The organism is Microbacterium sp. NPDC060132, from assembly GCF_042729675.1.
GTDB classification, from domain to species: domain Bacteria; phylum Actinomycetota; class Actinomycetes; order Actinomycetales; family Microbacteriaceae; genus Microbacterium; species Microbacterium sufflavum.
The window spans coordinates 1-25,295 of record NZ_JBHWXU010000001.1 but is presented as its reverse complement, the minus strand read 5'-3'; the positions used below and the strand labels follow the sequence as shown (position 1 = coordinate 25,295).

Below are 25,295 nucleotides of genomic sequence, written 5' to 3'. Positions count from 1 at the left end.
CTCAGCCGCCGAGGTTCTCCAGCACGTAGTCGATCGAGCGCGTGAGCTGACGGATGTCGTCGGGCTCGATGGAGACGAACGTCGCGACGCGCAGCTGATTGCGTCCGAGCTTGCGGTACGGCTCGGTGTCGACGATGCCGTTGGCGCGCAGCGTCTTCGCGATCGCTGCCGCGTCGATGCTGTCGTCGAAGTCGATCGTCGCGACGACCGGCGAGCGGTGTGCCGGGTCGGACACGAACGGCGTCGCCACGGTGGAGGCCTCGGCCCAGTCGTACAGCACGGAGGACGACTCCGCGGTGCGCGCCGCAGCCCAGGCGAGGCCGCCGTTGTCGAGGATCCACTGCAGCTGGCTGTCGAGCAGGTGCAGCGTGGTCAGCGCCGGGGTGTTGAGGGTCTGGTTGAGTCGGGAGTTGTCGACTGCCTGCTTGAGGCTGAGGAACTCGGGGATGTAGCGGCCCGAAGCGGCGATGCGCTCGATGCGGTCGACCGCGGCGGGCGAGACGGCCGCGAACCACAGTCCGCCGTCCGACCCGAGGTTCTTCTGCGGGGCGAAGTAGTACACATCGGCCTGCGCGACGTCGAAGTCGATGCCGCCCGCCGCGCTCGTCGCATCGATCACGGTCAGGGCCCCGTCGGCGTCGACGCGCGACACCGGAGCGCTCACGCCGGTCGAGGTCTCGTTGTGCGGCCACGCGTACACGTCGATCCCGTCGACGAATGCGGCCTGCGTGCGGGATCCCGGCTCCGCTCTGCGCACGTCGGGGGCCTCGAGCCACGGGGCCCCGGCGGCGGCGGCGAACTTGCCGCCGAACTCGCCGAACACGAGGTTCTGGCTACGACGCTCGATGAGGCCGAACGCCGCGGCATCCCAGAACGCGGTGGAGCCGCCGTTGCCGAGCAGGATCTCGTATCCGTCCGGGATGCGGAACAGCGCGGCGAGCCGCTCGCGCACGCTGCCGACGAGGTTCTTCACGGGCGCCTGACGATGCGAGGTGCCGAGGATCGACGAGCCGGAGGAGAGCAGCGCCTCCAGCTGTGCGGGCCGCACCTTCGAGGGGCCGCAGCCGAAGCGCCCGTCAGCGGGCAGGAGGTCACCGGGAATCTCGATCGCCATGGGTCGATTCTAGGGGGAGCGCACGGGGCCGCCCCGCCTGCTGTCGATCCGATGTCCCCGCGGGAATGTAGGCTTGCCTAAGAACTTCGGAGGGCCCGCACATGACCGATCTGATCGACACCACGGAGATGTATCTCCGCACCATCCTCGAACTCGAGGAGGAGAACATCGTGCCGCTGCGCGCGCGCATCTCCGAGCGGCTCGGCCACTCCGGACCGACCGTGTCGCAGACGGTCGGGCGGATGGAGCGCGACGGGCTCGTCGTGGTCTCCGAGGATCGTACGCTCGAGCTCACCGACGCCGGTCGCCGCAAGGCGGTCGACGTGATGCGCAAGCACCGTCTCGCCGAGCGCCTGCTGTCGGATGTGATCGGACTCGACTGGGCGTTCGTGCACGAAGAGGCCTGCCGCTGGGAGCACGTGATGAGCGAGCAGGTGGAGCGCCGCCTCGTCGAGCTGCTCGGGCATCCCACGGAGTCGCCCTACGGCAATCCGATCCCCGGTCTGGATCAGCTCGGCGACCTCCCGGCCCGGACGTTCGATGAGGGCGTCGTCGGTCTGGTGCAGCGTCTGAACGCGGCGGGCGAGCCCGTCGAGGGCACGGTGCGTCGTCTGGCCGAGCCCGCGCAGGTCGACCCCGAGCTGCTGGAGCAGCTGCGCGATGCGGGCGTCGTACCGGGGGCGCGCGGTGACTTCCGGTTCAACGAGGGCTACGTCCTCATCCAGATGGACGGCAAGGACGAGGGGCTCGAGCTTCCCGTCGAGCTCGCGTCGCACATCTTCCTGGTGGGCGAACCGGCCTGATCGCGCCGCAGAATCGCGGTTCGTCGCGCACCGTCTCGGGGCGTGGGACGGCCTCACCGAGGATTGCCAGTTTCCCAGGGTGACATGATCGTTATCTTCCGGTAACCTCGGTCAGGTCCTCAGCGAAGAAGCCCGTTGGGGATGGACCGCGAAGATACGCCTTCAGGCTCATTGTCTTCTCGGCACGGATGACTCTTGTACCCGATTCCCCATCCGCGCCATCGAGGAGAGCGCCGATGAGCCAGCACACCCGAGGTGCGAAGGCCCAGGAGGACCACGTTTTGGCCGCAGACATCGAACCGACCGAGAAGACACCTGAAGATCGAGTTCCGGCTCGCCGCACCCCACCGAAGGTGACGGCGCGAAAGGTGGTCAAGCCTCTCCGGTCGGTGGCGATCTTCGGTGCCGTCGGTGCACTGGTCGCCGCCGTCGCGCTTCCCGCCTACGCCGCATCCAAGCCGGCCGATGCCGCCACCACGACGGTGCAGCAGCTCGCCGCGGTCGACGCGCAGTCGCTGGTCGTCGCTTCCGAGGCGACCTCCGCTCCTGTCGTGCGCGGCACCTTCAGCGCGACGACTCCCGACGAGATCGCGAAGAAGAAGGCCGAGGAGGCCGCTGCCGCTCGCGCCGCGGCCGCCGCCACCGCTGCGGCTTCGTCGTCGGGCGGTCGCTTCAACACGGCCGGCTACGCGCTCACCGCGCCGGGCTCCGGCGAGGTGCGCTATCCGCTGCCGCTCGGCTCGTGGCACGTCAGCCGCACGATCGGCGGCGGTCACAACGGCATCGACATGCTCGCACCCGCGGGCACCCCGATCTACGCGGCTGCGGCCGGCGTCGTCCGGGCTTCGGCCGAGAACATCGGCGGCTACGGCGTGTGCGTCATGCTCGACAGCGTCATCGGCGGCCAGCGCGTGCAGACCACGTACGGCCACATGCTCTACGGCTCGCGTCAGGTGCAGGCCGGCCAGAGCGTCGCGGCCGGTCAGCTCATCGGCTACGTCGGCAGCACGGGACGTTCGACCGCGAACCACCTGCACTTCGAGGTGTGGATCAACGGCGGCCTGGTGGAGCCGGGCAACTGGCTCTCGATCAACGCCGGCTGACGGACACACCTCCGATCGTTCACCCGCTGTTGCGCCCTGCCCCCTGTGGGATGGGTTAGCCTGAACCCGTCGTCGAACAGGCGGGAGAGGCTGATGGAGCGAATACCGACCATCCGAACCATGGATGCCCTCGGTCGTCACGTCCTTCAGCATCGCCCGCAGGGATGCCGCGGTCCTGCCGCGCGCGAAAGGCGCTGTCTCTAGACAGCGCCTTTTTTCGTCCCTGCGTGCACTCCACCGCCTGTGCGATGCCGTGTGAGTCGAGAGTGCCGGGAAGCCGTCCCGGCGGATCGAGAGGATGACGAATGCGCACACTGGTCCTGAACGCCGGGTACGAACCGCTGGCGATCGTGTCGTTCAAGCGAGCACTGGTCCTGGTCATGAATGAGAAAGCGACCGTGATCGAGCGCGTCGAAGACGACCCCGTCTGGGGGACGCACGGTGTCTACGACCGGCCAGCCGTGATCATCCTGTCCCGCTACGTGCGGGTGCCGACCGGGCGACGTGTTCCGGTCACCCGGCGCGGGGTGCTCCGCCGCGACGACCACCGCTGCGGCTACTGCGGCAAGTCGGCATCGACCATCGACCACGTCCTGCCCCGGTCGCGCGGGGGAGCGGACTCGTGGGAGAACCTCGTCGCGTGCTGCCTGCGGTGCAACAACCTCAAGAGCAATCGCACGCCGCAGGAGATGCGGTGGCAGCTGCGGTTCACGCCGCGCCCACCCCACGGCACCGCCTGGACGGTGCGGGGGTCCGAGCGGAGCGACCCGCGGTGGGAGCCGTACCTGGCCCTCGCGGCCTGACCCTGAGCGGCCGAGGGCGCGCATCCCGGTCCCGTAGACTGGGTGCGCGCCCTCGTAGCTCAGCAGGATAGAGCAGCCCTCTCCTAAAGGGCAGGTCGCAGGTTCGAATCCTGTCGAGGGCACCCTTCCCGCGATCCCGTCGTCACGGCTTCCCGCGGCGCCACAGCGCGGACGGCCACCAGATGGCCTTCCCGATGTCGTACGTGAGAGCGGGCACGAGCAGCGAGCGCACGACGAACGTGTCGAGCAGGACGCCGAACGCGACGATGAACGCGAGCTGCACGAGGAACAGGATGGGGATCACCGAGAGGGCAGCGAACGTCGCGGCGAGCACGAGGCCGGCAGAGGTGATGACGCCCCCGGTGATCGAGAGCCCGCGCAGGATGCCCTCGCGTGTTCCGTGCTGCTTCGACTCCTCGCGCACGCGGGTCATCAGGAAGATGTTGTAGTCGATGCCCAGGGCCACGAGGAACACGAAGCCGTAGAGCGGGACGGCCGGGTCGGCGCCGGGGAACGCGAAGATCCCGTTGAACACGAGCGCGGACACGCCGAGCGCGGTTCCGAACGACAGCACCGTGGTCAGGATCAGCAGCACCGGGGCGAGGATCGACCGGAGCAGCAGCATCAGGATCAGCATGATCACGAGCAGGATCACCGGGATGATGAGGTTGCGGTCGTGGATCGAGGCATCGTTCGTGTCGACCGATGTGGCCGTGACGCCGCCCACGATCGCACCGAGGTCGTCGAGCTCGACGCGCAGCTCCCGCACCGTCGCGGCAGCCTCGGCGGAGTCCGCTGCGTCGGTCAGGGTCCCCTGCAGCAGCACCTGACCGTCCACGACCGTGGGATCCGGGGCGGGGGTCCCCGGAGGGCCGACCGCCGTGATCCCGTCCTCGTCGATCGGCGCGGAGCCGCTCGGGGAGTCGGCGGCGGTCACCGTGACCCCGTCGATCCCGTCGTTGGCCAGGAGCACGTCCGCCGCGTCCTGCATGCGCTCCTCGTCGACCACGACCGACACCGGGCTGCCCGACCCGCCGGGGAAGTGCTCGCCCAGCGCGACCTGCCCGTCGCGCGCCTCAGACGCTCCGAGCACGAGGTCGGACTGCGGCACTCCCACCGCGTCGAGCTGGGTGACTCCGGCGGCTCCGGCCAGGAGCACGAGCGTCGTCACGATCCAGATCACCCGGGGGCGCTTCTTCACCGCGCCGGCGAGGCGAGCCCACAGCCCGGTGGTGCGCATGCCGTGCTCCTCCGCGACGACCTCGGGCTCGAAACGGGGCCGGCGGGGCCAGAACACCGCGCGCCCGAAGAGCAGCAGCAACGACGGGAGCAGTGTGAGCGCCGACAGCATCGCGAACACGATGCCGATCGCGGCGACCGGCCCCAGCGTGCTGTTCGACTTCAGGTCGCTGAGCAGCAGGCACAGCAGTCCGGCGATCACGGTGCCGCCTGACGCGACGATCGGCTCGACCGAGCCCTTCCACGCGGCCCGCAGCGCGACGCCCTTGTCCTGCGCGACGCGCAGCTCTTCACGGAAGCGGGCGACGAGGAGCAGCGCATAGTCGGTCGCGGCGCCGATCACGAGGATGAACAGGATGCCCTGGGTCTGTCCGCTCAGCAGCAGGATCTCCCACTTCGCCAGCCACCACACCACCAGGAGCGCGACGCACAGCGCGAACAGACTCGTGGACAGCACGACGAGGGGCAGCAGGAACGACCGGTAGACCAGGACGAGGATCACGAGGACCGCCAGCAGCGCCACCCCGAGCAGGAGGCCGTCGATGCCCGAGAAGCCGGCGACCAGGTCGGCGCTGAAACCGGCCGGTCCGGTGATGTAGACCGTGACCCCGTCGGGGACCGCCGCGCGCAACTCCTCGCCGAGCGCCGTGGTGGTATCGGCGAGTTCCGCGTCGCCCTCGATCGGGATGAACGCCTGCACGGCCTTCCCGTCGTCGGAGGGGAGCGCGGGCGAGACGTCGTCCGCGACGCCCTCGACCGACGGAGCGTCGGCGACCGCATCGCTGATCGCGTCGAGCTCGGTCTGCGTCAGCTCCTGGTCCGAGGTGAACACCGCGATGGCCGGGATCGCGTCGCTGTCGTTGAACTCGCCCAGGAGCTGTTGCACGGTGGTCGCGTCGGCCGATTCGGGCAGGTACGTGGTCTGGTCGTTCGAGGAGACCTCGTCGACCTTGCCGAACAGGGGGCCACCGAACGACGCCCCGGCCAGCCACACCAGGATCAGCAGGACCGGGAGGAAGACTCGCAGCCACGAGTGGCGACGGACGCGCTCTCGGGACGGCGGGGTCGGCGTTTCGGCGGGGCGGGACATCGGGTTCCTTTCGGGAGGAGGTGGGTTCGTCGCGGGGGCGTCGGAGTCAGGAGACCCAGGCGAGGATGAGGATCATCGTGGCGAGGAAGCCGGCGATGTAGTTGAGGGCGATGAAGCGGCGCCAGGCGCGGTTGGTCCTGCCGGCGGTGTCATCGGTGACGTTCCACCACGGTGCGGCGTTCACGATGTAGGGCACGGCGAGTACCGCCGCGAGGGGGCCGGGCCAGGGCGTGAGGAGCATTGCGACCCCCGCCACCGCCCAGAGGCCGATCGCGAGGCGCACGGTGGCTCGGGCACCGATCACGGTGGCGATGGACGAGATGCCGCCCTCGCGGTCCGGCCCCACGTCCTGCACGGCGCCGAACGCGTGCGCTGCCATGCCCCACAGGAAGAACGCGCCGAGCGTGACCACGGTCGCCGCCGAGACCGGAGCTCCCGCGAGGGCGAGGCCGACGATGGCCGGGCTGACGAAGTGGGTGCTCGACGTGATCGAGTCGAGGAACGGCCGTTCCTTGAAGCGCAGCACCGGCGCGGAGTAGGCGATCACCGCGAACACGCTCACCGCGAGCCACCACCACGACGCGGGGTTGCCGACCGCGAACAGGTAGACGAGGAACGGCACGTTGGTCGCGGCAGCGGCCCACAGGGTGGTGCGGTGGATGCGCGGCGACAGCAGTGCTCCCTCGATCCCGCCCTTGCGCGGGTTCGCCAGGTCGGACGCGTAGTCGAACACGTCGTTGATGCCGTACATCGCCAGGTTGTAGGGGATGAGGAAGTACAGCGTGCCGATGACGAACGTGGGGTCGATCTCGCGCGTGCTGAGCAGGTAGGCGGCGGCGAACGGGAAGGCGGTGTTGATCCAGCTGATAGGCCGCGACGACAGGAGGATCTGCGCGATGTCGTGTCCGACTCCCGTGCGCGGCACGGACGCCCGGCTCATGCGCGCTCCTCCCGTTCGGTGGCGGCTGCGGTCGCTGCGGCCGAGGTTCCCCTACGGGAACGTCGCGCCCGCAGGGCGGTCCACACGGCGGGCAGCAGCAGCACCGCGGCGACCGGATAGGCGAAGTCCTCCAGCGGAGCGAGACCGATGTGCACGCCGACGAGATGTGCGGGGGAGTAGTGGAAGAGCCCGGTCGCGATCATGACGGTGTCGAACACGGCCGTGAGCGCCAGGAGGGTCAGGGCGGTGGCGGCCAGAGCGCCGGCGTGGGGACCGCGCCGGGCCACGAGCGCGGCGACGAGGCCGCCCGTCGCGGCGACGGCCAGGAACACGGCGGACAGCTGCAGATACGTCATCGGGCGACCTCCGCGCGGGGCGACGGTGCGCGGCGGCGCTCGACGATCCGCACGGCACCGCCGTACAGGACCATGGTGCACACGACCAGGAACACCAGGAAGACCGGCTCCTCGATCGGCAGCTCCGGGGCGAGGACGATGCCCGTCGCGATCACCGCATCACCGCGGAAGAAGATCCCGGCGGCGATGCCCGCCACGTCCCAGACGAGGAAGAACGCGACCCCGAGCACCGTCACGACGGCCGCGGCGAACACGTCGCGCCAGAAGAACAGGCGGAAGCGCCAGTCCAGCAGCAGCATGCACCCGAGCGACACCAGCAGGGCGCCGAGGTAGATCGCGCCGGTCACGGCCGGGCCGTCCGTTCCGAGGGCGCCGGCTCCGGGAGGGGACCGGGCGAGTGGTCGCCGCGGATGCGCTTGAGCACCAGCTCCGCGCTGATCAGGCACATCGGCACGCCGACCCCGGGCGCCGTCGTGGCGCCCGCGTAGTACAGCCCGCGGACTCGGCGCGACGCGTTCTGCGCGCGGAACATCGCGCTCTGCGACAGGGTGTGCGCCGGGCCCAGCATTCCGCCGCGCCAGGAGTGGTAGTCGTCGTGGAAGTCGGCAGGTCCCACGGTCTCGCGCACCACGATGCGTTCGCGCAGGTCCGGGATCCCCGCCCACGAGGAGATCATGTCGATCGCGGCGTCGGCGGCCGCTTCGATCTGCGGCGAGCCGGATCCGTCCGATCCGCCATGGCCGAGGTCGACATCGGCGGGCACCGGGACGAGGACGAAGAGGTTCTCGTGGTCGGGGGGCGCGACGTCGGCGTCGGTCGCGCTCGGGCGGCACACGTACGTCGATGCCGGTGCGGGGATCTGCGGGGTGCGCCCGAAGATCGCGTCGAAGTTCGCGTCCCAGTCGTCGGTGAAGAACAGGGAGTGGTGCGGCAGCTGCGGCAGCGATCCCCGTACCCCGAGCATGACCAGCACCCCGCCGGGCCCGCTTGTCCGCCGCGCCCACCACGACTCGGGGTACGACTGCAGCGACGGCGGCAGCAGCGCGGTCTCCGTGTGGTGCAGGTCGGCGCCGGACACCACGATGTCCGCCTCTTCCACGTGCTGGTCTCCGTTGGGGTCCGTCCACCCCACGCCCCACACGTGCGTCCCGGCGCTGTCGTCCCGCGTGAGGATGCCGGTGACCTCGGCTCCCGTCACGATGCGGACGCCCGAGTCCTCGGCCAGGGCCGCGATCCGCTCGACCACGCGCCAGAATCCGCCCTGCGGGTACAGCACGCCCTGATCGAGGTCGAGCGCGCTCATGAGGTGGTACATCGCGGGGGCGCTGCGCGGATCGGTGCCGAGGAAGACCGCCGGGTAGCCCAGGATCTGCCGGAGCACGGGGTGGCGGAAGCGCCGGGCGGCGAACGACTGGAGTCGGGTTCCCAGGAGGGAGAACAGGCGGGGGAGGGCGCGCAGCACTTCCGGGGCCGCGAGGGAGCGCGTGCGGGTGAACGGGTTGTAGAGGAAGTAGCGCTGCGCCATGGTGCCCGCGTGGTACGCCGAGTCGAGGTAGCGGTCGAGCGTGGCAGCGGAGCCCGGCTCGAGGTCGTCGAACAGTCGTCGGACGGCATCGCGGCCCGCGGGAACGGTGACAGCGCCCTCCGCCGACTCCGGTGCGCGGAAGACGCGGTACCCGGGGTCGAGCAGCGTCAGGTCGAGCTGCTCCTCGGTGCTGGTGCCCATCATCCGGAAGAAGTGGTCGAACACCTCCGGCATCAGGTACCACGAGGGGCCGGAGTCGAAGCGGAAGCCCTCGCGTTCGAGCGTTCCGGCGCGTCCGCCCACCCGGTCGTTGCGCTCCAGCACCACGACCTCGTGTCCGTCGCGGGCGAGGAGCCCCGCGGTCGCGAGCCCCGCGACACCGGCACCGATCACGACGACGCGGCTCATCGGTCACGCTCCCACGCGGTCGTCGCGACGGCCCGTGCCGCGAGCAGCGCCTTCACCGGGTCCGGCACGCGCACACGGCGGCGGTAGAGCTCGGCGGCGGGGGTCTTCGCGACGCGGCGGGTGAGTGCGGCGAACAGCGCCAGCGCGCTGCGGACGGCCGCCCTCGCGTCCTTCGGCAGGAGGGGGATCGCGGCGCGGGCGTCGGCCAGCTGGCGTTCGACCGTGGCGACCCAGGCGTCGCGGTCGGCGTCCGTGAGCCGTTCGGTGCCACCGAGGTAGCCGCGCTGGAGGCGGTCGGTGTCGTCGGCGAGGTCGCGCAGGAAGTTGACGTTCTGGAACGCGGCTCCGAGCCGCCGGGCTCCCCGGTGCAGGATCTCCCGCTCCTCCGGGGTGCGGTCGGCATCGCGGAGGAACACCTGCAGGCACATGAGCCCGACGACCTCGGCCGAGCCGTAGACGTAGGCGGCGTGGGCGTCCGCGTCGTAGGCGGTGAACCCGGCGTCGCGGGAGATGTCGGCACGCATGGAGTCGAAGAACGGCCCCGTCAGGTCCTCGCCGATGGCGCACTCCCTCGCGGTGCGGGCGAACGCGTGCAGGATCAGGTCGCTGCTGTACCCGGTGCGCATCGAGCGGTGGGTCTCGGCGATATACGAGTCCAGTGCCGCGGCCTGCGCCGAGGCGTCCAGCCCCGCCTCGGCCGCGACCCCGTCCACGATCTCGTCGGCGATACGCACCATGGCGTAGATGTTGCGCACGTGCTGGCGATGCCGCGTGCCGAGAAGCCGGGTGGCGAGACCGAACGAGGTGGAGTAGGTGCGGATGACGTCGGTGGTGGCGATCTCGGCGGTGCGACTGAAGCGGCGCAGGGCGGCGGGATCCGGGCGTTCGACGGGGCGGGGGCTCATCGGCGGCGGCCCTCGATGCGGTCGGCGATCGCCAGGATCGTGCGCCCGGCCGCGGGGCTGAGCGTGCCGGACTCCTCCGCCTCGGCGAGCACGGTCGACACGGCGGTGAGCTGCTCCTGCACGAGTCCGCGGACGAAGCGCTCGGCGCCGCACTCGCGCAGACGGTCGCGGATGTCGCCGGCGTCGGACGCGCTGAGGTCGGCCGTGCCGAAGCGCAGCTCGATGCTCGGCCAGTGGCTCGTCATGCGCGCGTACGCGATGATCGCGGTCTCCTTGCCCTCTCGGAGGTCGGAGAAGGCGTCCTTGCCGTGTGCGTGCGGGTCGCCGAACACCGAGAGGAGGTCGTCCTGCAGCTGGTACGCCAGTCCGAGGTGGGTGCCGATCTGGGTGAGCTGCTCCTCGGCTTCCGCGCTGGCTCCGGCGAGGACGGCAGCGGCGCGCAGCGGCAGCACGAAAGAATAGGTCGCGGTCTTGGACGCGCTCGTGGCGAGGATGGTCCGCAGGTCGGGCGTGACGATGCCATCGCTGAGGGCGACGTCCGCGTGCTCACCCGCGACGGTCTCGAACACGGTGGTGTCGAGCAGGGCCAGCAGCCGCTCGCGGCCGTCGGCGCTCACCTCGGCGCGGGCGAAGCCGAGCACCGCGGTCGACAGGAGCAGATCGCCGAGGAGGATCGCGCTCGCGCGTCCCCAGTGCAGGGCGGCGGCCGCGGTCTCGTCGGGGCGCCGCGCCACGAGGGAGCCGATGAGGTTGGGCCGCCCGCGCCGCGTGAGGTCGCCGTCGATCACGTCGTCGTGCAGCAGGAACGCGAAGTGCAACAGCTCGACGTGCGCGGCCACGTCGATCGCGCCCTCGGTCTCGCGTCGGGTGGGCACGGTCGTCGCCAGCGCGGGGAAGAGCTCCATCAGCATGAGCGGACGCAGGAGCTTGCCGCCGAGGGCGTGCTGGGCGGCCTCGTTCCAGAGCGCGGCGAACTCGGCCCCGTGATGCTCGGCGGCCACGGCGCGCTCGGCGAAGCGCCGCCGCAGGACCTCCTCGATCCGAGTACCGAGGTCTTCGTGCGTGATGGTCGTGCTCATGGCTCAGACCTCACCGAGGCTGCGGAGGCGTGGCAGTTGCTCGACGATCCACGGGCTGAACGCGAACGGAGCGAGGGCCACGGCCTCGGCCAGCGCCCCCGGGTCGACCCAGGCCCATTCCGACACCTCCTGCGGGTTGGCGACGGGATCGTGATCGAGCACGGCGACGTGCACGGGGCAGATCTCGTTCTCGACGATGCCGCTCGCATCCACGGCGCGATAGCGGTAGTCGGGGAGGACGAGGCGGACCTGGTCGACCCGGAGGCCGAGCTCGTGCAGGCCGTGCCGCCGCACCGCATCCGCCATGTCCTCGCCGGGCTGAGGGTGTCCGCAGAAGCTGTTGGTCCAGACGCCGGGCCAGGTGCGCTTGGTCAGGGCGCGCCGCGTGACGAGGACGCGTCCGGCCGGGTCGAGGACGTAACACGAGAAGGCCAGATGGAGGGGGGTGTCGAACGTGTGGACCTCGTGCTTGGGAAGGACGCCGACGGCTGTCCCGTCTTCCGCGAGGAGCGTGACCTGTTGCATGACTTCCCCGTCCTTTAGCTAACTTGGTGAAATATCAACTTAGCATGAATCTGTTCGTGTGTAACATGATCGCATGGACACCGAGCCCCGCACCACCCTGCGCTCCGGGGCGGCTGTGGCCGCGGACTCCTCCGCTGAATCGGCCTCGACGGAGAGCGCCGACGGGCTGAGTCACGGATCGATCTACCACGTCGACGCGAGCGACCCGCGCAGCACACTGATCGATCGCACCGGGGTGCCCCCGGAGGATCTGCGCCAGATCGCTCTCGTCATGGAGGCGCTGAGCGATCTTCGAGACGCCGAGCAGCGGCTGTCGCAGGCCTCGCGGCGATACATGCAGCTCAACGAGACCGACATGCGCGCGCTGCACTATCTGATCGTGTGTGCCAACCGTGCGATGGTCGCGACCCCCAGCGGCATCGCGCATCACCTGGGCGTGTCCACGGCGGCGACCACCAAGCTCCTCGACCGGCTGGAGAAGGGCGGGCACATCCGGCGGTCGCCCCATCCGACCGATCGTCGTGCGCTCGCCATCACCATCACGCCGGAGACGCGGCACGCCGCGATGGAGACCGTCGGCCGACAGCAGGCGAAGCGCTTCTATGCGGCCGCTCGGCTGTCTTCGGCCGAGCGCGATGTCGTGATCCGCTTCCTGAAGGACATGACGGAGGAGATCACCCTCCGCGATGAGCCGTGGGCGACGGGCGGCGCAAAAGAAGATCCCGCCCGACCGTGAGGTCGGGCGGGACCGTGTCACTGGGCCGCTTTGTAGGCTTCGAGGATGGGGGCGGGAATCCTCCCGCGTTCTGAGAGCGTGTAGCCGTTCTCATTCGCCCACGCGCGGATTGCCGCGACTTCGGGGTTGCGTGCCGGCCGTTTCCGGGTGGAACTCGAGCGCGACGGCGCGGATGATCCGCTCCCGGCGCGGCGGCCCGCGGAGATATACGGCTCGAGTGCGGCGCGCAATTCCTCCGCGTGCGCCGCGTTCAGATCGATCTCGTAGGACGTTCCGTTCAACGAGAAATGCACGGTCTCGCCTTCACCGACCTCCAGGACGCTGCCGTCGATATCGTCGACCAGTTGATGCACAATTCTTCTCGCCATGAATGCGACTGTACCTGCGGCACGCAAACGCAGCAATAATTCACGGTCGCTCGGCCGGAGAGAGAAGCAGTTCAGGGGAGAAGACCGGCGCGGCGTGCCTTCGTCACCGCGGCGTGCCTCGTCGAAGCATCGAGCTTCGACATCGCGGTCCCCAGATATGCCTTGACCGTTCCCTCTCTCAGGCCGAGCTGCGCGGCGATCTCGGCATTCGTCGCGCCGAGCGCCGCGCACGCGAGCACATCCGTCTCCCGAGGGGAGAGGTGCACCACCGGCACCGGGGCGGTGGTGGGCGGCACGGTCTCACCGGCAAGGGTGAGCAGACGCCGCTCCACCTGAGCCAGACGCGCGCGCACATCGACGTCCTCGACCGCGGCGGCGATGCTGCGCAGTTCGGCGAAGCTCTCACGCAGCTCCTCGCGCTGCGGCGCCGCGACGGTCGGCGGCGTTTCCGTCGCCGCACGGAGCCTCCGCTGCACCTCGTCCCTGATGCGGAGCTCGTCCGCCACCGACTGCGCCACCTGCATGGCGGGCGCCGTGGTCACCCCGCCGACCTGCGCGTGGTCCCAGGCGCCGGCGTACAGAACGCCGCGCGAGCGTCCCTGCACCACGATGGGCAGGGCCAGAAGCGTGCGCAGCCCCTCGCCGAGGACGAAGACGTCGTAGTCGTGCGTGATCTGCCGTGACGAGCCGTAGTCGCTGGTCATGCGCGGCCGCAACTCCATCATGGCGCGCCCGCCGAGACCCCGTTCCGGTCGGACGCGCAGCCCGTCGAGCGACCGGGTGCGGGCCCCGACGATGCTGGTCACGCTCACCACGCCCTCTTCCACGAGACCGCCGAAGGCCACGGGGAACCGTGTGCGTCGTGCGAGCTCGCGCACCGCATTGGCGACGAGATCCGCCTCGGTCTCAGCGGCGATCGGAGAGGTCACGGAATACCTACTTTCGGGGGTGACGGCGCCGTTCCCCGTTTCGTAGCGTCGACCCTACCATTCGGGCGGATCGAGCCGCGCGAGCACGGGACATGTGGCAAGGAGGCCCCATGAACGACCATCAACCGACCCCTCACAGCGGAGCGATCGACTACGTCGCCGTCGAACAGTCTCCGCGATTCGTCCGGCTGAAGCGAACGCAGAGATCGTTCATCTTCCCGTTGGCTGCTTTCTTCCTGGTCTGGTACTTCGTCTATGTGCTGCTGGCCGCATTCGCGCGCGACTTCATGGCGCAGCGGGTGTGGGGCGATATCACGGTCGGTCTGCTCTTCGGACTGGGACAATTCGTCACGACATTCGCGATCACCATGGCATATGTCGCATTTGCAAATCGCAGGCTCGATCCGCTGGCGACCGAGATCAGGGATGAACTGGAGAAGGCGCAGGCCGACGCATGATCGGTATTCGGACGGCTACCGACACCGTCGCCCTCGAGATCAATCCGGTCTTCAACATCTCGATCTTCCTGGCCTTCGTGGCGGTGACCCTGTTCATCGTCATCCGCGCGAGCAGGAACAACAAGACGGCGGCGGACTACTATGCGGCGGGGCGTTCGTTCACGGGGCCGCAGAACGGGTTCGCGATCGCCGGCGACTATCTGTCCGCCGCGTCTTTCCTCGGCATCTGCGGTGCGATCGCCATCAACGGGTACGACGGCTTCCTCTATTCGATCGGGTTCCTCGTGGCCTGGCTTGTCGCGCTCCTGCTGGTGGCCGAGCTCATGCGCAACACCGGGAAGTTCACGATGGCGGATGTGCTGTCGTTCCGCTTGAAGCAGCGCCCGGTGCGCATGGCGGCGGCCATCACCACCCTGGCGGTGTGCTTCTTCTACCTGCTCGCGCAGATGGCCGGCGCCGGCGGGCTCGTCTCGCTGCTGCTCGGCATCGACGGGCGCGTCGGACAGTCGATCGTGATCGCGGTGGTCGGCATCCTCATGATCGTGTACGTCCTGATCGGCGGGATGAAGGGAACCACGTGGGTGCAGATCGTGAAGGCGGTCCTGCTCATCGGCGGCGCTCTCGGGATGACGATCTGGGTGCTCGCGCTCAACGGGTTCAGCCTCAACACGCTGCTTGAGGCTGCGGTCGCCAACTCCGACAAGGGTGACGCGGTGCTCGCGCCCGGATTGCAGTACGGGGCGAATCCGTGGGACTTCCTCTCCCTCGGCATGGCCCTGGTGCTCGGTACCGCCGGTCTGCCGCATGTGCTCATGCGGTTCTATACGGTGCCGACGGCCAAGGAGGCGCGGCGGTCTGTGGTGTGGGCCATCTGGCTCATCGGCGGTTTCTACCTGCTGACGTTGGTACTGGGCTACGGCGCCGGCGCGCTCGTCGGAGCGGATGTGATCGCGGCAGCACCCGGTGGGGTGAACTCGGCGGCACCGCTCCTGGCGCTGCAGCTCGGCGGCCCCGTGCTGCTCGGTTTCATCTCGGCCGTCGCGTTCGCCACGATCCTCGCGGTGGTCGCCGGGCTGACCATCACGGCTGCGGCGTCGTTCGCCCATGACATCTATGCCAATGTGATCCAGAAGGGACGCAAGGATGCCGCGGGGAACCCGGTCGAGGCCGATCCGAACGGCGAGGTGCGCGTCGCCCGTCGCACGGTCATCGTGATCGGCATCCTCGCGATCGTGGGCGGTATCGGCGCTCAGGGGCAGAACATCGCGTTCCTGGTGGCGCTCGCCTTCGCCGTCGCGGCGTCGGCGAACCTGCCGACGATCCTCTACTCGTTGTTCTGGCGGAGGTTCACCACGCGTGGCGCGGTGTGGAGCATGTACGGCGGCCTGGGCTCGGCGATCCTGCTGATCGTCCTGTCTCCGGTCTTCTCTGGGACGCCGACGTCGATGATCCCCGGCATCGACATCGCGGTGTGGCCACTCAACAATCCGGGAATCGTCTCCATCCCGTTGGGCTTCCTCCTCGGCTGGCTCGGCACGGTCACGAGCACCCGACGCGAGTCGCCCGAGCTCGCTGCGGAGATGGAGGTCCGTTCCCTCACCGGCTTCGGTGCCGAGAAGGCGGTGGACCACTAGAGACCCCGTCGCCTCGGCGGAACAGGGAGGTGGGCCCGGCGGCCTACTCGCCGGGTCCACCTCTCTGCGGGGTCGGGTGCGTGGGGTCGGGAGGCTCAGTGCGACTCGAGGTCGAGGAGGAATCGTTTGCGGTCGGGGTGTGCGCCGTACTGGCCCGGTGATCCGTCGGAGCGCACCACACGATGGACCGGGACGATGATGGAGAAGGGTGTGACGCGGCAGGCGGTGCCGACCGCTCTGGCCGCTCCGGGGTGGCCGGCGAGGATCGCGACCTCCCCATAGCTCATGGTCTGCCCCCACTCGATCTCGCAGATGGTCTGCAGCGCTCGCCGCGCGAAGCCGTCCGTGAGTCGCCAGTCGATGCGCAGGTGCGTGTCGAACCGCACCGGATCGCCGTCGAAGTAGTCGAGGAGCAGCTGCGCCAGTTCGTCGGCGGCGCCGGGGGCGGGGGCGGGAACGGCGCCCAGCTGCCGGGACACCCCCTCCAGCAGCCAGGGGACGCTCGGGTCTTCCGACTCGGAGAGGTCGAAGCGCACGATGCCCTCGTCGGAGAACACGGCGAGGGCATCGCCGAACGGCGTCGGGGCGAAGTCGTAGCGGAAGGTCATGGCACCATCCTGGTGGGCGCGGCCGATGAGGACGATGCTGCGCTCGTCGCGTTTCACGGACCGTGGAGAACCTGAGCCGAGGCCTTGGCGGGGGAGGGAGGGTGAACGCCGGACGGACGCGCGGATTTTCGGCGGAAACCCGCCAGGGATACCGGCCTCCGGCGGTCGCGCGCCTAGGGTGTGAGTGTGTGGCGACGTGAAGGGAAGTCTGCGGACGGCACGGCGGCGGAGACCGCTGTGCCTCTCGGCGACCTCCACGAGACCTCGACCGGCGTGGACATCGCGCATGCCGCCGAGGCCGAGCGGACGAGGCTGAAGGCGGAGGCGGCTGATCTCGGAGGTCCCTCCCCGCTCACCAGTTTCCGTGACGGGCCGGAGTCCGGCATCGACATCTCCAAGGCCCACCCCGGCAGCCTCCCGCAGTTCATCACCGGCAAGTCCACGCTGCTGTCCAATCTCTTCCGCGACGAGGTGGGACTGCGCACCGCCCGACTCGCGGCCGAGCGCATCACCGCGAAGAACACCGAGCTGCGCACGGTCCGTGGCATCGAGGCCGTGCACCTGGCGGTCGGTGTCGCGCGATGGCGGATCGGTGGCGCGTGGTTCGCCGCGCCCGTGCTGCTGCGGCCGCTCGCGATCCGCCGTCACCATACCGACTTCGAGCTCAAGCTCCAGGGCGCCTTCGAGGTGAACCCCGAGCTCGTGCGCATCGCGAGGGAGCACTTCGGTCTCACGATCGATGCCGATGCCCTCGCTGCTCTCGCGTACGACGGCGGCATCTTCAAGCCGCAGCCGGTGATCGACAGTCTCCGCGCGCTCACGCGATCGATCGACACCTTCTCCGTCGAGCCGCGCCTCGTCGTATCGACCTTCGCCGACGTCGGTTCCGCCATGTCCCGCGATGGCGCAACCCTCGACCACACCGTGCTCAACGCGCTCGGCGGCCACGTCGGGGATCGCGAACAGCTCGCTGCGCCCCGGGCGGTGCCGCATCACACGGGCCCGGACGATCGTGCCCCCGCGTCGGACAACCTTCTTCTGGATGCCGACGCCGAACAGGAGGCGGTGCTCGCACGCATCGCGGCCGGGCACTCGCTGACCGTGGCGACGCTTCCGGGGACCGGGGGCACGCAGACCGTCATCAACGCTATGGGCGAGCTGGTCCGGGCGGGCAAGCGCGTGCTCGTGGTGTCAGCGCGACGGTCCACTCTCGACGGCGTGCGCCACCGTCTCGCCGGCATCGGGCTGGACAGCCTCGCGGTGTCGCCCGCCAGCGTGCGACGCGACCTCGTGAAGGCGATCGGCCGCAACGAGAAGGCGACGGCGCCGAAGGTGAGCGAGGTCGACGACGCACTCGTCCGGCTCCGCACTGTGCTGCGCGACTACCGTGAGGCACTGACGTCACCCGTGCCGGGGCTCGACGCCTCGGTCCTCGACGCCACGCGCCATCTCACCCGCCTCGCCTCCCTTCCGGTTCCGCCCTCGACCACAGCGAGGCTGGGGATCGACGCGCTCCGGCGACTCGCCGCCGATCGGACGGACGCAGCCGAGGCCCTCGCGCACGCGGCTCGTCTCGGCGAGTTCCGCGTCGGGCCCAACGACTCTCCCTGGTACGGCGTCACGTTCGCCAGCACCGAGGCCGCCCGTGCCGCACACGAGCTCGCCGGACGACTGCACGCGACGAGCGTCCCGGCCCTCCTGGAGCGCGGCTACGAGCTGATCGCACAGACGCATATGCGCCCCTTCGCCACGATCGACGAGCTCGGCGAGTACCTCCGCCTGCTGCAGGGCATCCGCGACACGCTCGATCGCTTCAGCCCGACCGTGTTCGAGCGTCCGCTCGGCGAGCTCATCCAGGCGCACGGCTCACGACGCGATGCGCCGGGGATGTCCGGCGCGAACCGTCGTCGGCTGCGACGGCTGGCGAAGGAGTACGTGCGTCCGGGTGTGCACGTGACCGAGATGCACGAGGCGCTGCTGCGCATCCAGACGCAGCGCACGCAGTGGCAGCGCTATGTCGATGCGGGCGTCGCTCCGGAGATCCCGCTCGGGCTCGCCGACGTCTACGTGGCCTGGCAGCGGGTCGAGGCGGAGCTGGCGGAACTGGATGCGGCCCTGGGGCGCCGTGAGCCTCTGTCCTCCCTCCCGGTCGCGCGGCTGGTGCGGATGCTGGCGGGTCTCGCGGCGAAGTCCGAGGTGTTCGAGAACCTCGTGGAGCGCGCGCAGCTGCGCGACAAGCTGGCTCTCCTCGGGCTGGAGCCGCTGCTCACTGAGCTCTCGGTGCGACATGTGTCCGAGGCCCAGGTGGGGGAGGAGCTCGAGTTCGCGTGGTGGCAGTCGCTGCTGGAGCGGGCGCTGCAGGACAACCGGTCCCTGCTGGGTGCGAACACGGCCGTCGTCGACCGGCTCGAGCGCGACTTCCGGCTTGTGGACGAGGCGCATGCGGCGATGGCGGGACCGTTGCTGGCGTGGCAGCTGGCCAACCAGTGGCGTATCGCGATCGTCGACGAGCCGCAGCAGTCGCAGCATCTGCGCCGTGCGCTGACCCAGCCGTCGACCACGACCGCGGAGGTCGTGAGCGCGGCGCCAACCCTGGTCGACGTGCTCGCCCCGGTGTGGATCTCGTCGCCGTACCTCGTGCCGGAGATCCCTGACTCGGTGGAGTTCGACACCGTGCTGCTGGTCGACGCCGCTGCCATCAATCTCGCGGAGGCCGCCCCGGCGATCCGTCGCGCGCGCCAGGTGGTTGCGTTCGGTGATCCGGTGACACAGCGGCCCACGCCGTTCCACATCGCCGTCGATCCGTCCGAGGAGTGGGAGGCCGAGGTCCCGTTCGACGAGGTGTCGGTCTTCGAGCGCCTGTCCGAGCTGCTGCCCGTAATGACCCTCACCCGGAGCTATCGCGCGGGTGGTGAGGACCTCGCGGAGCTCATCAATGACGCGTTCTACGGCGGGGAGATCGTCTCCCTCCCGTGGGCCGGGTCCTATCTCGGCCGAGGCAGCCTCACGGTCGACTACGTGGAGGGGGGAACGGGCACTCCCGACCCCGTCTCCGGAGCGGTCGAGAGCCCGGACGCCGAGGTCGCGCGGGTGGTCACGCTCGTGGTGGAGCATGCCGTCCACCGTCCCGCCGAGTCGCTCATGGTCGTCACGGCGAGCACGCGCCACGCCGAGCGGGTGCGCGCGGCGGTGACCTCCGCGTTCGCCGGTCGCTCGGATGTCGCGGACTTCGTGGGCCGTGACACCGCCGAACCGTTCGCGGTCCTGACGCTCGAGGAGTCGGTGGCGGAGAGCCGCGACCGCGTGATCTTCTCGCTCGGATTCGGTCTGACCAAGCACGGACGGGTGCTCAGCGACTTCGGCGACCTGTCGACCCCGGACGGCGAGCGTCTGCTCACCGTGGGCATGACCAGGGCGCGCCGGTCGATGGTCCTGGTGTCGTCGATCCGGCCGTCGGCGTTCGACGACGGTCGGCTGGAGCACGGCGCCGCCACCCTCATGTCGATCCTGGGCGGTCTGGCCACGCGCGCGCGTGACGCACGTCTGGAGGATCTCGCCGATCCGCTGACGTTGGCCCTCGCGCGGGAACTGCGACGACTCGGAGCCTCGGTCGACGTGGACTACCGGGGACTGCTTCCGCTCGTGGCGCAGCATCGGGGCAAGGCGGTCGTGATCGAGTCCGACCCGGAGTCGCGCGGCGAATCGTTGCGCGAGACGCTGCGCCTGCGCCCGCACGTGCTTCGCCGCCTCGGGTGGCACTATGTGCGCGTGCACGCGTTCGACCTGTACAGCGACCCGCGCACCGTGGCGACGCGCATCGCGTCCGTGCTCGGCATCGCGGAGTCGACGGCTCGGGCCGAGAACGACACGCAGCCCATCGACCTCGGCGACCGCGGGCGTGAGTGACAGCGGCGACGCGGAGCCTCGGCAGCGCGTGGTTCGGGTGCCCGGGGCTCGCCGGGCACGGTTGACACCGGTTCCCGGGAGCGACACGGCCCCTGAGGCGGCGACCACCGCGACCGGCGACGAACGCCGGACCGCTCCCGCGGGCGCCAAGGGCCCGAACGACGAGCAACTCCTGCGCGACGTGCCGCCGCACTACTGACACGGCAGTGCCCTGCACAAGAAAGACGCACGGCCCTCGGGAGGACCGTGCGTCGTGAGTTCTGTGCCGCGTGGGGGCGCGGCCCGGTGTCAGGCGCCGCGCTGCTGCTTCTGCAGCAGGTCGCGGATCTCCGCGAGGAGTTCGGTCTCGCTGGCCTGGGCGGCCTCCTCGACGACCGGGTTCTTCTTCGCGCGACGCTCCTTGTAGATGTTCATCGGCATCACGAAGGCGAAGTACACCACGATGGCGACCGCGAGGAAGCTGATGATCGCGGTGATCAGGTCACCGATCGGGAAGGTGACCTCCTGCCCGTACAGGCCGGTGATTTTCGGGCCGAACTTCCCCGCTGCGTCCGCGACGAAGAACAGCGACACCAGCGGATTGATGATGCTGGCGACGATCGCGTTGACGACGGCGGTGAACGCACCGCCGATCACGACGGCGACCGCGAGGTCGATGACGTTGCCGCGCAGAATGAACTCTTTGAATCCCTTGATCACGGGAAACCCCCCAAATATCGTGCGACCTCAGTTCGAGGCCGGGGTCGATGCGGCGGTCGTTTTGGCCCCCGTCGTCGAACCCGCCTTCGATGATGCCGAACCCGTCGCGGATGTGCCACTTCCGGCACGCGAGTCCGTGCGGTAGAAGCCGGAGCCGTTGAAGGTCACACCGATGGAGCCGTACTGCTTGCGCAGCGGGCCGCCGCACTCGGGGCAGACCGTGAGCGCGTCGTCGGAGAAGCTCTGGACAGCGTCGAACTGGTGCCCGCACGTCGTGCAGGCATAGGCGTAGGTGGGCATGGGGTCCTTGCGGTTCAGCGTCGCCGGGGCGACAGGTTCAGGGTCTGCGTCGGGGTGACGATGCCGTCCACCGGCTGATCGTGCACCTCCCGCGGCAGTGCGTCGAGTATCTCGGAATCATAGATGACGGCATACACGGGCGGGCACTTCTCCATGGAGCCGATCGTCTTGTCGAAGTAGCCGCGTCCCCAGCCCATGCGCATGCCGGAGCGGTCGACGGCGGCGGCGGGGACGATCATGAGGTCGACGTCGTTCACCGCGATCGGGCCGAGCACCTCGCCGGTCGGCTCCGGCAGTCCGTGCAGACCCTCGGCGACCTCGTCGGTGTCGTCGGCGACCGCCCAGTCGAGCAGCCCGTCGGCGCGCGTGACGGGCAGCAGCACGCGGATTCCCCGCCGCACAGCGCGGGTCACGAAGTCGCGCGTCCCGGGCTCGGTGGTGGTCGAGAGGAAGCAGGAGATCGACCGTGCGCCGAGCTCATCCACCAGCGCGTCGAGGCGTTCGCCGATCGCGTTCGCCGCCGCCTCACGCTGCGGGTCGGAGAGGAGTTGACGCCGTTCACGCAGGTCTGCCCGAAGGGCTCGCTTGGCGTGCTCGACGTCTTTCCACATGCTCCGAGTCTAGGGCGGGGCCCGGCGGTAGGCTGTGGGGATGGGTAACGAGAAGATCAAGGCCGTCATTCCCGCCGCAGGACTGGGGACCCGCTTCCTGCCAGCGACGAAGGCGATGCCGAAGGAGATGCTCCCCGTCGTGGACAAGCCGGCGATCCAGTACGTGGTCGAGGAGGCTGCCGATGCCGGCATCGAGGACATCCTGGTGATCATCGGGCGGAACAAGAACGCGATCTCCAACCACTTCGACTCGGTACCCGAACTCGAGGTCAAGCTCATGGAGAAGGGCGACACCGGTCGGCTCGAGCGCGTGATGAAGTCGAGCGATCTGGCCGACATCCACTTCGTGCGTCAGGGCGAGCCCAAGGGGCTCGGGCACGCGGTGCTGCGTGCCCGCACGCACGTCGGTGACAGTTCGTTCGCCGTGCTGCTGGGTGATGACCTGATCGACGAGCGCGACCCGCTGCTCACGGAGATGATCGCCCAGCACGAACGCACGGGCGCGGCCGTCATCGCGCTCATGGAGGTCGACCCGGACAGCATCCACATGTACGGCGCCGCTGCCGTCGAGCCGATCGAGGGATCCGACGCGGTGCGGGTCACCGGTCTCGTCGAGAAGCCCGCCAAGGAGGATGCGCCGTCGAACCTCGCGATCATCGGCCGCTACGTGCTCCCCGCGTCCGTCTTCGAGATCCTCGAGCGGACCGAGCCGGGCAAGGGCGGCGAGATCCAGCTCACCGACGCGCTGCAGGAGCTCGCGACGGCCGAGGGCGGTCCCGGCGTCGTCGGCGTGGTGTTCGGCGGGCGCCGCTACGACACGGGTGACCGTGTGGACTACATCAAGGCGATCGTGCAGCTGGCGACCGACCGCGATGATCTCGGAGCCGAGCTCCGCCCCTGGCTGAAGGACTTCGCGGAGCGCCTCTAGGCGATCGCGCGGGCGGTCGAGGTGCGGCATGGAGATGATGGCGGGGATGCGGCACGGGCCGGTTGAGCTGCGCCTGATCAGGACCAAGGACGCCAGGCCGCTTCAGCACGAGCTGCTGACGAACCGGTCGTGGCTGCAGCCGTGGGAGGCGACAGTGCCGCATGGCGCCGTGTCGTTCGACATGCGCCTCAGCATCCGGCGCCTGCTTCAGCAGTACCGTGACGGCGGTGGCTATCCGTTCGTCATGGAGTGCGACGGTGAGATCGCGGGGCAGCTGAACGTGTGGGGAGTGGCGCGGGGATCCCTGTGCTCCGCGACCATCGGCTACTGGGTCAGCGAGCGGTTCGCCGGGCGGGGGATCACTCCGACCGCTGTCGCCCTCGCGACCGACGCCTGCTTCACGGAGTACGGTCTGCATCGGATGGAGATCTGCATCCGACCCGAGAACGCCGCGAGTCTCCGCGTCGTGCAGAAGCTCGGCTTCCGGTACGAGGGCCTTCGTCGCCGGTACATCCACATCGATGGCGACTGGCGCGATCATTACGCTTTCGCACTCACCCGGGAAGACGTGCCCCAGGGTGTGCTCGCCCGCTGGCTGAGCGGTCAGGTCCCACCTGAGGCCGCGGCCGTCCCTCCTTCGGACCGCATCTCGCTCTGATCGAGTCCCATTCCGCCCGGACACACCGCGACACGCGCCCGGCTGCACGGCGGCGCCACCCCGCTGCCCTTACCGTTGTCGTTATGGACGGGCCGGTGCTGAGCGGGGGAGTGATCGTGCTCGTCGCCGTGCTCCTGTGGATGCTCTATCTCCTGCCGTCCTGGCGCGGACGCTTCCAGTACAACGCCGCGGAGCGCAACGCCGTGCGGCTGAACCAGGCCCTCCGCGTGCTGGCAGAGACCAGTGAGACGCCGAGCGAGGTGCACGTCGAGCTCAATGCCCGGACGGTGCTCGCTCAGCAGAAGCTCGCGAAGCGCGTGCAGTCGCAGCGCGAGGCGGCCGAGCTCGAGGCGTTGCGCGAGCAGCTCGCTGCCACCAAGGCGGACCCGGCGGTCCGGCGTGCACGCGCGCGTCGGCGGACGCGGATGCTTGCGACGTCCACGCTTCTGCTCGGCCTCGTTGCCGCCGGGCTCGGCATATGGCAGCTCCTTGCCGCCGGATCCTCCGTGCTCCTGTGGGTGGGCGGCGCGCTCACCCTCATCGCCGCACTGATCCTGCAGCGCATGGCGTCGGTGGCGGTACGCGCGGCTCGCCGACCCCGGGTCGCGGTGCCGGCGGAAGCGCAGCGCGTCGCTCCGGAGCTTCACGACCAGGGGCGGGCGACCTGGACGCCGCGCCCGCTTCCCGAACCGATGGTCTCGGTCACCGGCTCGCGAGCGCACGTCGCGCGTGCCGAGATGGATGCGCAGCAGGCGCGACGTGACGCCGCGCGACGCGCCGAGCTGCGGGAGCGCGCTGAGCGCCTCGCTCCCGCTCCCCCCGTCGCGATCCCCGCACCCGCGGCGGATTCTCCGTACGCGCGGATGGGTTTCGTGGACGACGCCGAGATCGAGGCGCACGTTCGCGAGCTTCTCGCACGGCGAGCGGCTGGTTGACTGCGCCGACACGAGCACCCCGCGCATCGTGATAACGTAGAACTCGTTCACGGGCCTATGGCGCAGTTGGTAGCGCGCCTCGTTCGCATCGAGGAGGTCAGGGGTTCGAATCCCCTTAGGTCCACAACAACACATGAAGAAAGCCGCCGGGTCACCGGCGGCTTTCTTCGTCTCCGCCCGGGGCTTCCGTTCCGTCCGCAGCATCATCTCGGCGCGAATGGTTCGATGCCGCAGCAGAACGTGAGCGCGCGTCGCGGACCCGTCGCCCGGCGACCGCTGCGTAGGATCCGAGCCGGAATCCACCGGGTGGGGGTGCGACACGCCCGGGCGGATGGGGCGATTTGCCCGACCCCCGGAATCCACGTAAGTTATTACCTGTTCGCCCCAAACGGTTGAGCGGAGGTCCTCGGACCGGCTCCCGTCAAGCATCGAACACCTCCCGATTCCAGAAGAGCTCGATAGAGCAATCCGGATGAAGGTGCTGACTCGTTCCCTCGAGCAGGTTGCCGGACGGCGATTTGACAACGGAAACGAGATCGGTAAGATAGAGAAGTTGCCCTGCGGGCCTGGTTGTGATGGCTGGGTCGTGGGAGCATCCGATCCTTGAGAACTCAACAGCGTGCACTTGTCAAATG

The 25,295-nt window shown here is 69.6% G+C and carries 25 protein-coding genes and 2 tRNA genes; 12 read left to right on the top strand and 15 right to left on the bottom strand.

What is annotated here, in order from left to right; all coding sequences use genetic code 11:
• Window position 1: 1 nt before the first annotated feature.
• Window positions 2–1,114, bottom strand: coding sequence for a phosphoserine transaminase (gene serC, locus ACFWCH_RS00135; RefSeq protein WP_136037069.1), 1,113 nt, complete (start codon window positions 1,112–1,114; stop codon window positions 2–4).
• Between the two features lie 101 nt (window positions 1,115–1,215).
• Here serC and ACFWCH_RS00130 point away from each other — a divergent pair, with 101 nt between their 5' ends.
• The 4 genes from ACFWCH_RS00130 to ACFWCH_RS00115 all read left to right on the top strand — a co-directional run bounded on the left by ACFWCH_RS00130 (window position 1,216) and on the right by ACFWCH_RS00115 (window position 3,945).
• Window positions 1,216–1,917 carry a metal-dependent transcriptional regulator gene (locus tag ACFWCH_RS00130; protein WP_136031553.1) on the top strand — a complete coding sequence of 234 codons (702 nt, stop codon included), beginning with the start codon at window positions 1,216–1,218 and terminating at the stop codon, window positions 1,915–1,917.
• A 368-nt stretch (window positions 1,918–2,285) separates the two neighbouring features.
• A complete protein-coding gene (locus tag ACFWCH_RS00125; protein WP_240744570.1) occupies window positions 2,286–3,020 on the top strand; it encodes a M23 family metallopeptidase in 735 nt (244 codons plus the stop codon).
• A 305-nt stretch (window positions 3,021–3,325) separates the two neighbouring features.
• Entirely contained in the window at window positions 3,326–3,823 is a 498-nt protein-coding gene (locus ACFWCH_RS00120; protein WP_136031557.1) for an HNH endonuclease, read from the top strand.
• Between the two features lie 48 nt (window positions 3,824–3,871).
• A tRNA-Arg gene (locus ACFWCH_RS00115) sits at window positions 3,872–3,945 on the top strand.
• 20 nt (window positions 3,946–3,965) lie between these two features.
• On the opposite strand, the gene ACFWCH_RS00110 is transcribed toward ACFWCH_RS00115, so the two are convergent.
• Genes ACFWCH_RS00110 through idi form a run of 8 tightly spaced genes read right to left on the bottom strand, consistent with a single transcriptional unit; the run spans window position 3,966 to window position 11,890 of the window.
• Entirely contained in the window at window positions 3,966–6,152 is a 2,187-nt protein-coding gene (locus ACFWCH_RS00110; RefSeq protein WP_247637586.1) for an MMPL family transporter, read from the bottom strand.
• 46 nt (window positions 6,153–6,198) lie between these two features.
• Entirely contained in the window at window positions 6,199–7,092 is an 894-nt protein-coding gene (locus ACFWCH_RS00105; protein ID WP_378802648.1) for a prenyltransferase, read from the bottom strand.
• Window positions 7,089–7,448 carry a lycopene cyclase domain-containing protein gene (locus tag ACFWCH_RS00100; protein ID WP_136046248.1) on the bottom strand — a complete coding sequence of 120 codons (360 nt, stop codon included), beginning with the start codon at window positions 7,446–7,448 and terminating at the stop codon, window positions 7,089–7,091. Before ACFWCH_RS00100 ends, ACFWCH_RS00105 begins: the two co-directional genes overlap by 4 nt.
• Entirely contained in the window at window positions 7,445–7,747 is a 303-nt protein-coding gene (locus tag ACFWCH_RS00095; protein WP_378803830.1) for a lycopene cyclase domain-containing protein, read from the bottom strand. Before ACFWCH_RS00095 ends, ACFWCH_RS00100 begins: the two co-directional genes overlap by 4 nt.
• A 44-nt stretch (window positions 7,748–7,791) precedes the next feature.
• Window positions 7,792–9,381 carry a phytoene desaturase family protein gene (gene crtI / locus ACFWCH_RS00090; protein WP_136046247.1) on the bottom strand — a complete coding sequence of 530 codons (1,590 nt, stop codon included), beginning with the start codon at window positions 9,379–9,381 and terminating at the stop codon, window positions 7,792–7,794.
• Complete coding sequence (locus ACFWCH_RS00085; RefSeq protein WP_136031568.1) at window positions 9,378–10,286, bottom strand: squalene/phytoene synthase family protein; 909 nt, start codon at window positions 10,284–10,286, stop codon at window positions 9,378–9,380. The genes crtI and ACFWCH_RS00085 overlap by 4 nt, the downstream gene beginning before the upstream one ends.
• Window positions 10,283–11,365 (bottom strand): polyprenyl synthetase family protein, encoded by a 1,083-nt coding sequence (locus ACFWCH_RS00080; RefSeq protein WP_136031569.1) that lies wholly within the window; start codon window positions 11,363–11,365, stop codon window positions 10,283–10,285. Before ACFWCH_RS00080 ends, ACFWCH_RS00085 begins: the two co-directional genes overlap by 4 nt.
• Before the next feature lie 3 nt (window positions 11,366–11,368).
• Window positions 11,369–11,890, bottom strand: a complete 522-nt coding sequence (gene idi, locus ACFWCH_RS00075) for an isopentenyl-diphosphate Delta-isomerase (RefSeq protein WP_378802647.1) — start codon at window positions 11,888–11,890, stop codon at window positions 11,369–11,371.
• A gap of 73 nt (window positions 11,891–11,963) precedes the next feature.
• Between idi and ACFWCH_RS00070 the strand changes: the two genes are divergently transcribed.
• Window positions 11,964–12,626, top strand: a complete 663-nt coding sequence (locus ACFWCH_RS00070; protein WP_240744571.1) for a MarR family winged helix-turn-helix transcriptional regulator — start codon at window positions 11,964–11,966, stop codon at window positions 12,624–12,626.
• Window positions 12,627–12,643: 17 nt separating this feature from the next.
• Here ACFWCH_RS00070 and ACFWCH_RS00065 read toward each other — a convergent pair whose 3' ends face one another.
• Both ACFWCH_RS00065 and ACFWCH_RS00060 read right to left on the bottom strand, forming a co-directional pair.
• Entirely contained in the window at window positions 12,644–12,994 is a 351-nt protein-coding gene (locus ACFWCH_RS00065) for an Lsr2 family protein (RefSeq protein ID WP_136031573.1), read from the bottom strand.
• 71 nt (window positions 12,995–13,065) lie between these two features.
• On the bottom strand, window positions 13,066–13,923 hold the full coding sequence (locus ACFWCH_RS00060; protein WP_136037066.1) for a LuxR C-terminal-related transcriptional regulator: 858 nt from the start codon (window positions 13,921–13,923) through the stop codon (window positions 13,066–13,068).
• 110 nt (window positions 13,924–14,033) lie between these two features.
• On the opposite strand from ACFWCH_RS00060, the gene ACFWCH_RS00055 reads away from it, so the two are divergent.
• Together ACFWCH_RS00055 and ACFWCH_RS00050 are read left to right on the top strand one after the other, a co-directional pair.
• A complete protein-coding gene (locus tag ACFWCH_RS00055) occupies window positions 14,034–14,381 on the top strand; it encodes a DUF485 domain-containing protein (RefSeq protein ID WP_378802646.1) in 348 nt (115 codons plus the stop codon).
• A complete protein-coding gene (locus ACFWCH_RS00050) occupies window positions 14,378–16,015 on the top strand; it encodes a cation acetate symporter (RefSeq protein ID WP_206253002.1) in 1,638 nt (545 codons plus the stop codon). The genes ACFWCH_RS00055 and ACFWCH_RS00050 overlap by 4 nt, the downstream gene beginning before the upstream one ends.
• A 95-nt stretch (window positions 16,016–16,110) precedes the next feature.
• Here ACFWCH_RS00050 and ACFWCH_RS00045 read toward each other — a convergent pair whose 3' ends face one another.
• Window positions 16,111–16,680, bottom strand: coding sequence for a methylated-DNA--[protein]-cysteine S-methyltransferase (locus ACFWCH_RS00045; RefSeq protein ID WP_206253004.1), 570 nt, complete (start codon window positions 16,678–16,680; stop codon window positions 16,111–16,113).
• 180 nt (window positions 16,681–16,860) lie between these two features.
• On the opposite strand from ACFWCH_RS00045, the gene ACFWCH_RS00040 reads away from it, so the two are divergent.
• Window positions 16,861–20,529, top strand: coding sequence for an ATP-binding protein (locus ACFWCH_RS00040; RefSeq protein ID WP_136031583.1), 3,669 nt, complete (start codon window positions 16,861–16,863; stop codon window positions 20,527–20,529).
• A 288-nt stretch (window positions 20,530–20,817) separates the two neighbouring features.
• On the opposite strand, the gene mscL is transcribed toward ACFWCH_RS00040, so the two are convergent.
• The 3 genes from mscL to ACFWCH_RS00025 are packed head-to-tail and all read right to left on the bottom strand — an operon-like array spanning window position 20,818 to window position 22,139.
• Window positions 20,818–21,228, bottom strand: coding sequence for a large conductance mechanosensitive channel protein MscL (gene mscL / locus ACFWCH_RS00035; RefSeq protein WP_136031587.1), 411 nt, complete (start codon window positions 21,226–21,228; stop codon window positions 20,818–20,820).
• Window positions 21,229–21,255: 27 nt separating this feature from the next.
• A complete protein-coding gene (locus tag ACFWCH_RS00030) occupies window positions 21,256–21,528 on the bottom strand; it encodes an FmdB family zinc ribbon protein (protein ID WP_136031589.1) in 273 nt (90 codons plus the stop codon).
• 14 nt (window positions 21,529–21,542) lie between these two features.
• Window positions 21,543–22,139 (bottom strand): 5-formyltetrahydrofolate cyclo-ligase, encoded by a 597-nt coding sequence (locus ACFWCH_RS00025; RefSeq protein ID WP_136031591.1) that lies wholly within the window; start codon window positions 22,137–22,139, stop codon window positions 21,543–21,545.
• A gap of 40 nt (window positions 22,140–22,179) precedes the next feature.
• Between ACFWCH_RS00025 and galU the strand changes: the two genes are divergently transcribed.
• The 4 genes from galU (at window position 22,180) to ACFWCH_RS00005 (ending at window position 24,784) form a co-directional block, all read left to right on the top strand.
• Window positions 22,180–23,067 carry a UTP--glucose-1-phosphate uridylyltransferase GalU gene (gene galU / locus ACFWCH_RS00020; RefSeq protein WP_136031593.1) on the top strand — a complete coding sequence of 296 codons (888 nt, stop codon included), beginning with the start codon at window positions 22,180–22,182 and terminating at the stop codon, window positions 23,065–23,067.
• A 46-nt stretch (window positions 23,068–23,113) separates the two neighbouring features.
• Window positions 23,114–23,725, top strand: a complete 612-nt coding sequence (locus ACFWCH_RS00015) for a GNAT family N-acetyltransferase (protein WP_136031613.1) — start codon at window positions 23,114–23,116, stop codon at window positions 23,723–23,725.
• An 83-nt stretch (window positions 23,726–23,808) separates the two neighbouring features.
• Window positions 23,809–24,660, top strand: coding sequence for a hypothetical protein (locus tag ACFWCH_RS00010; protein WP_378802645.1), 852 nt, complete (start codon window positions 23,809–23,811; stop codon window positions 24,658–24,660).
• A gap of 51 nt (window positions 24,661–24,711) precedes the next feature.
• Window positions 24,712–24,784: transfer RNA gene (locus tag ACFWCH_RS00005), tRNA-Ala, on the top strand.
• The last annotated feature ends 511 nt before the right edge of the window (window positions 24,785–25,295 follow it).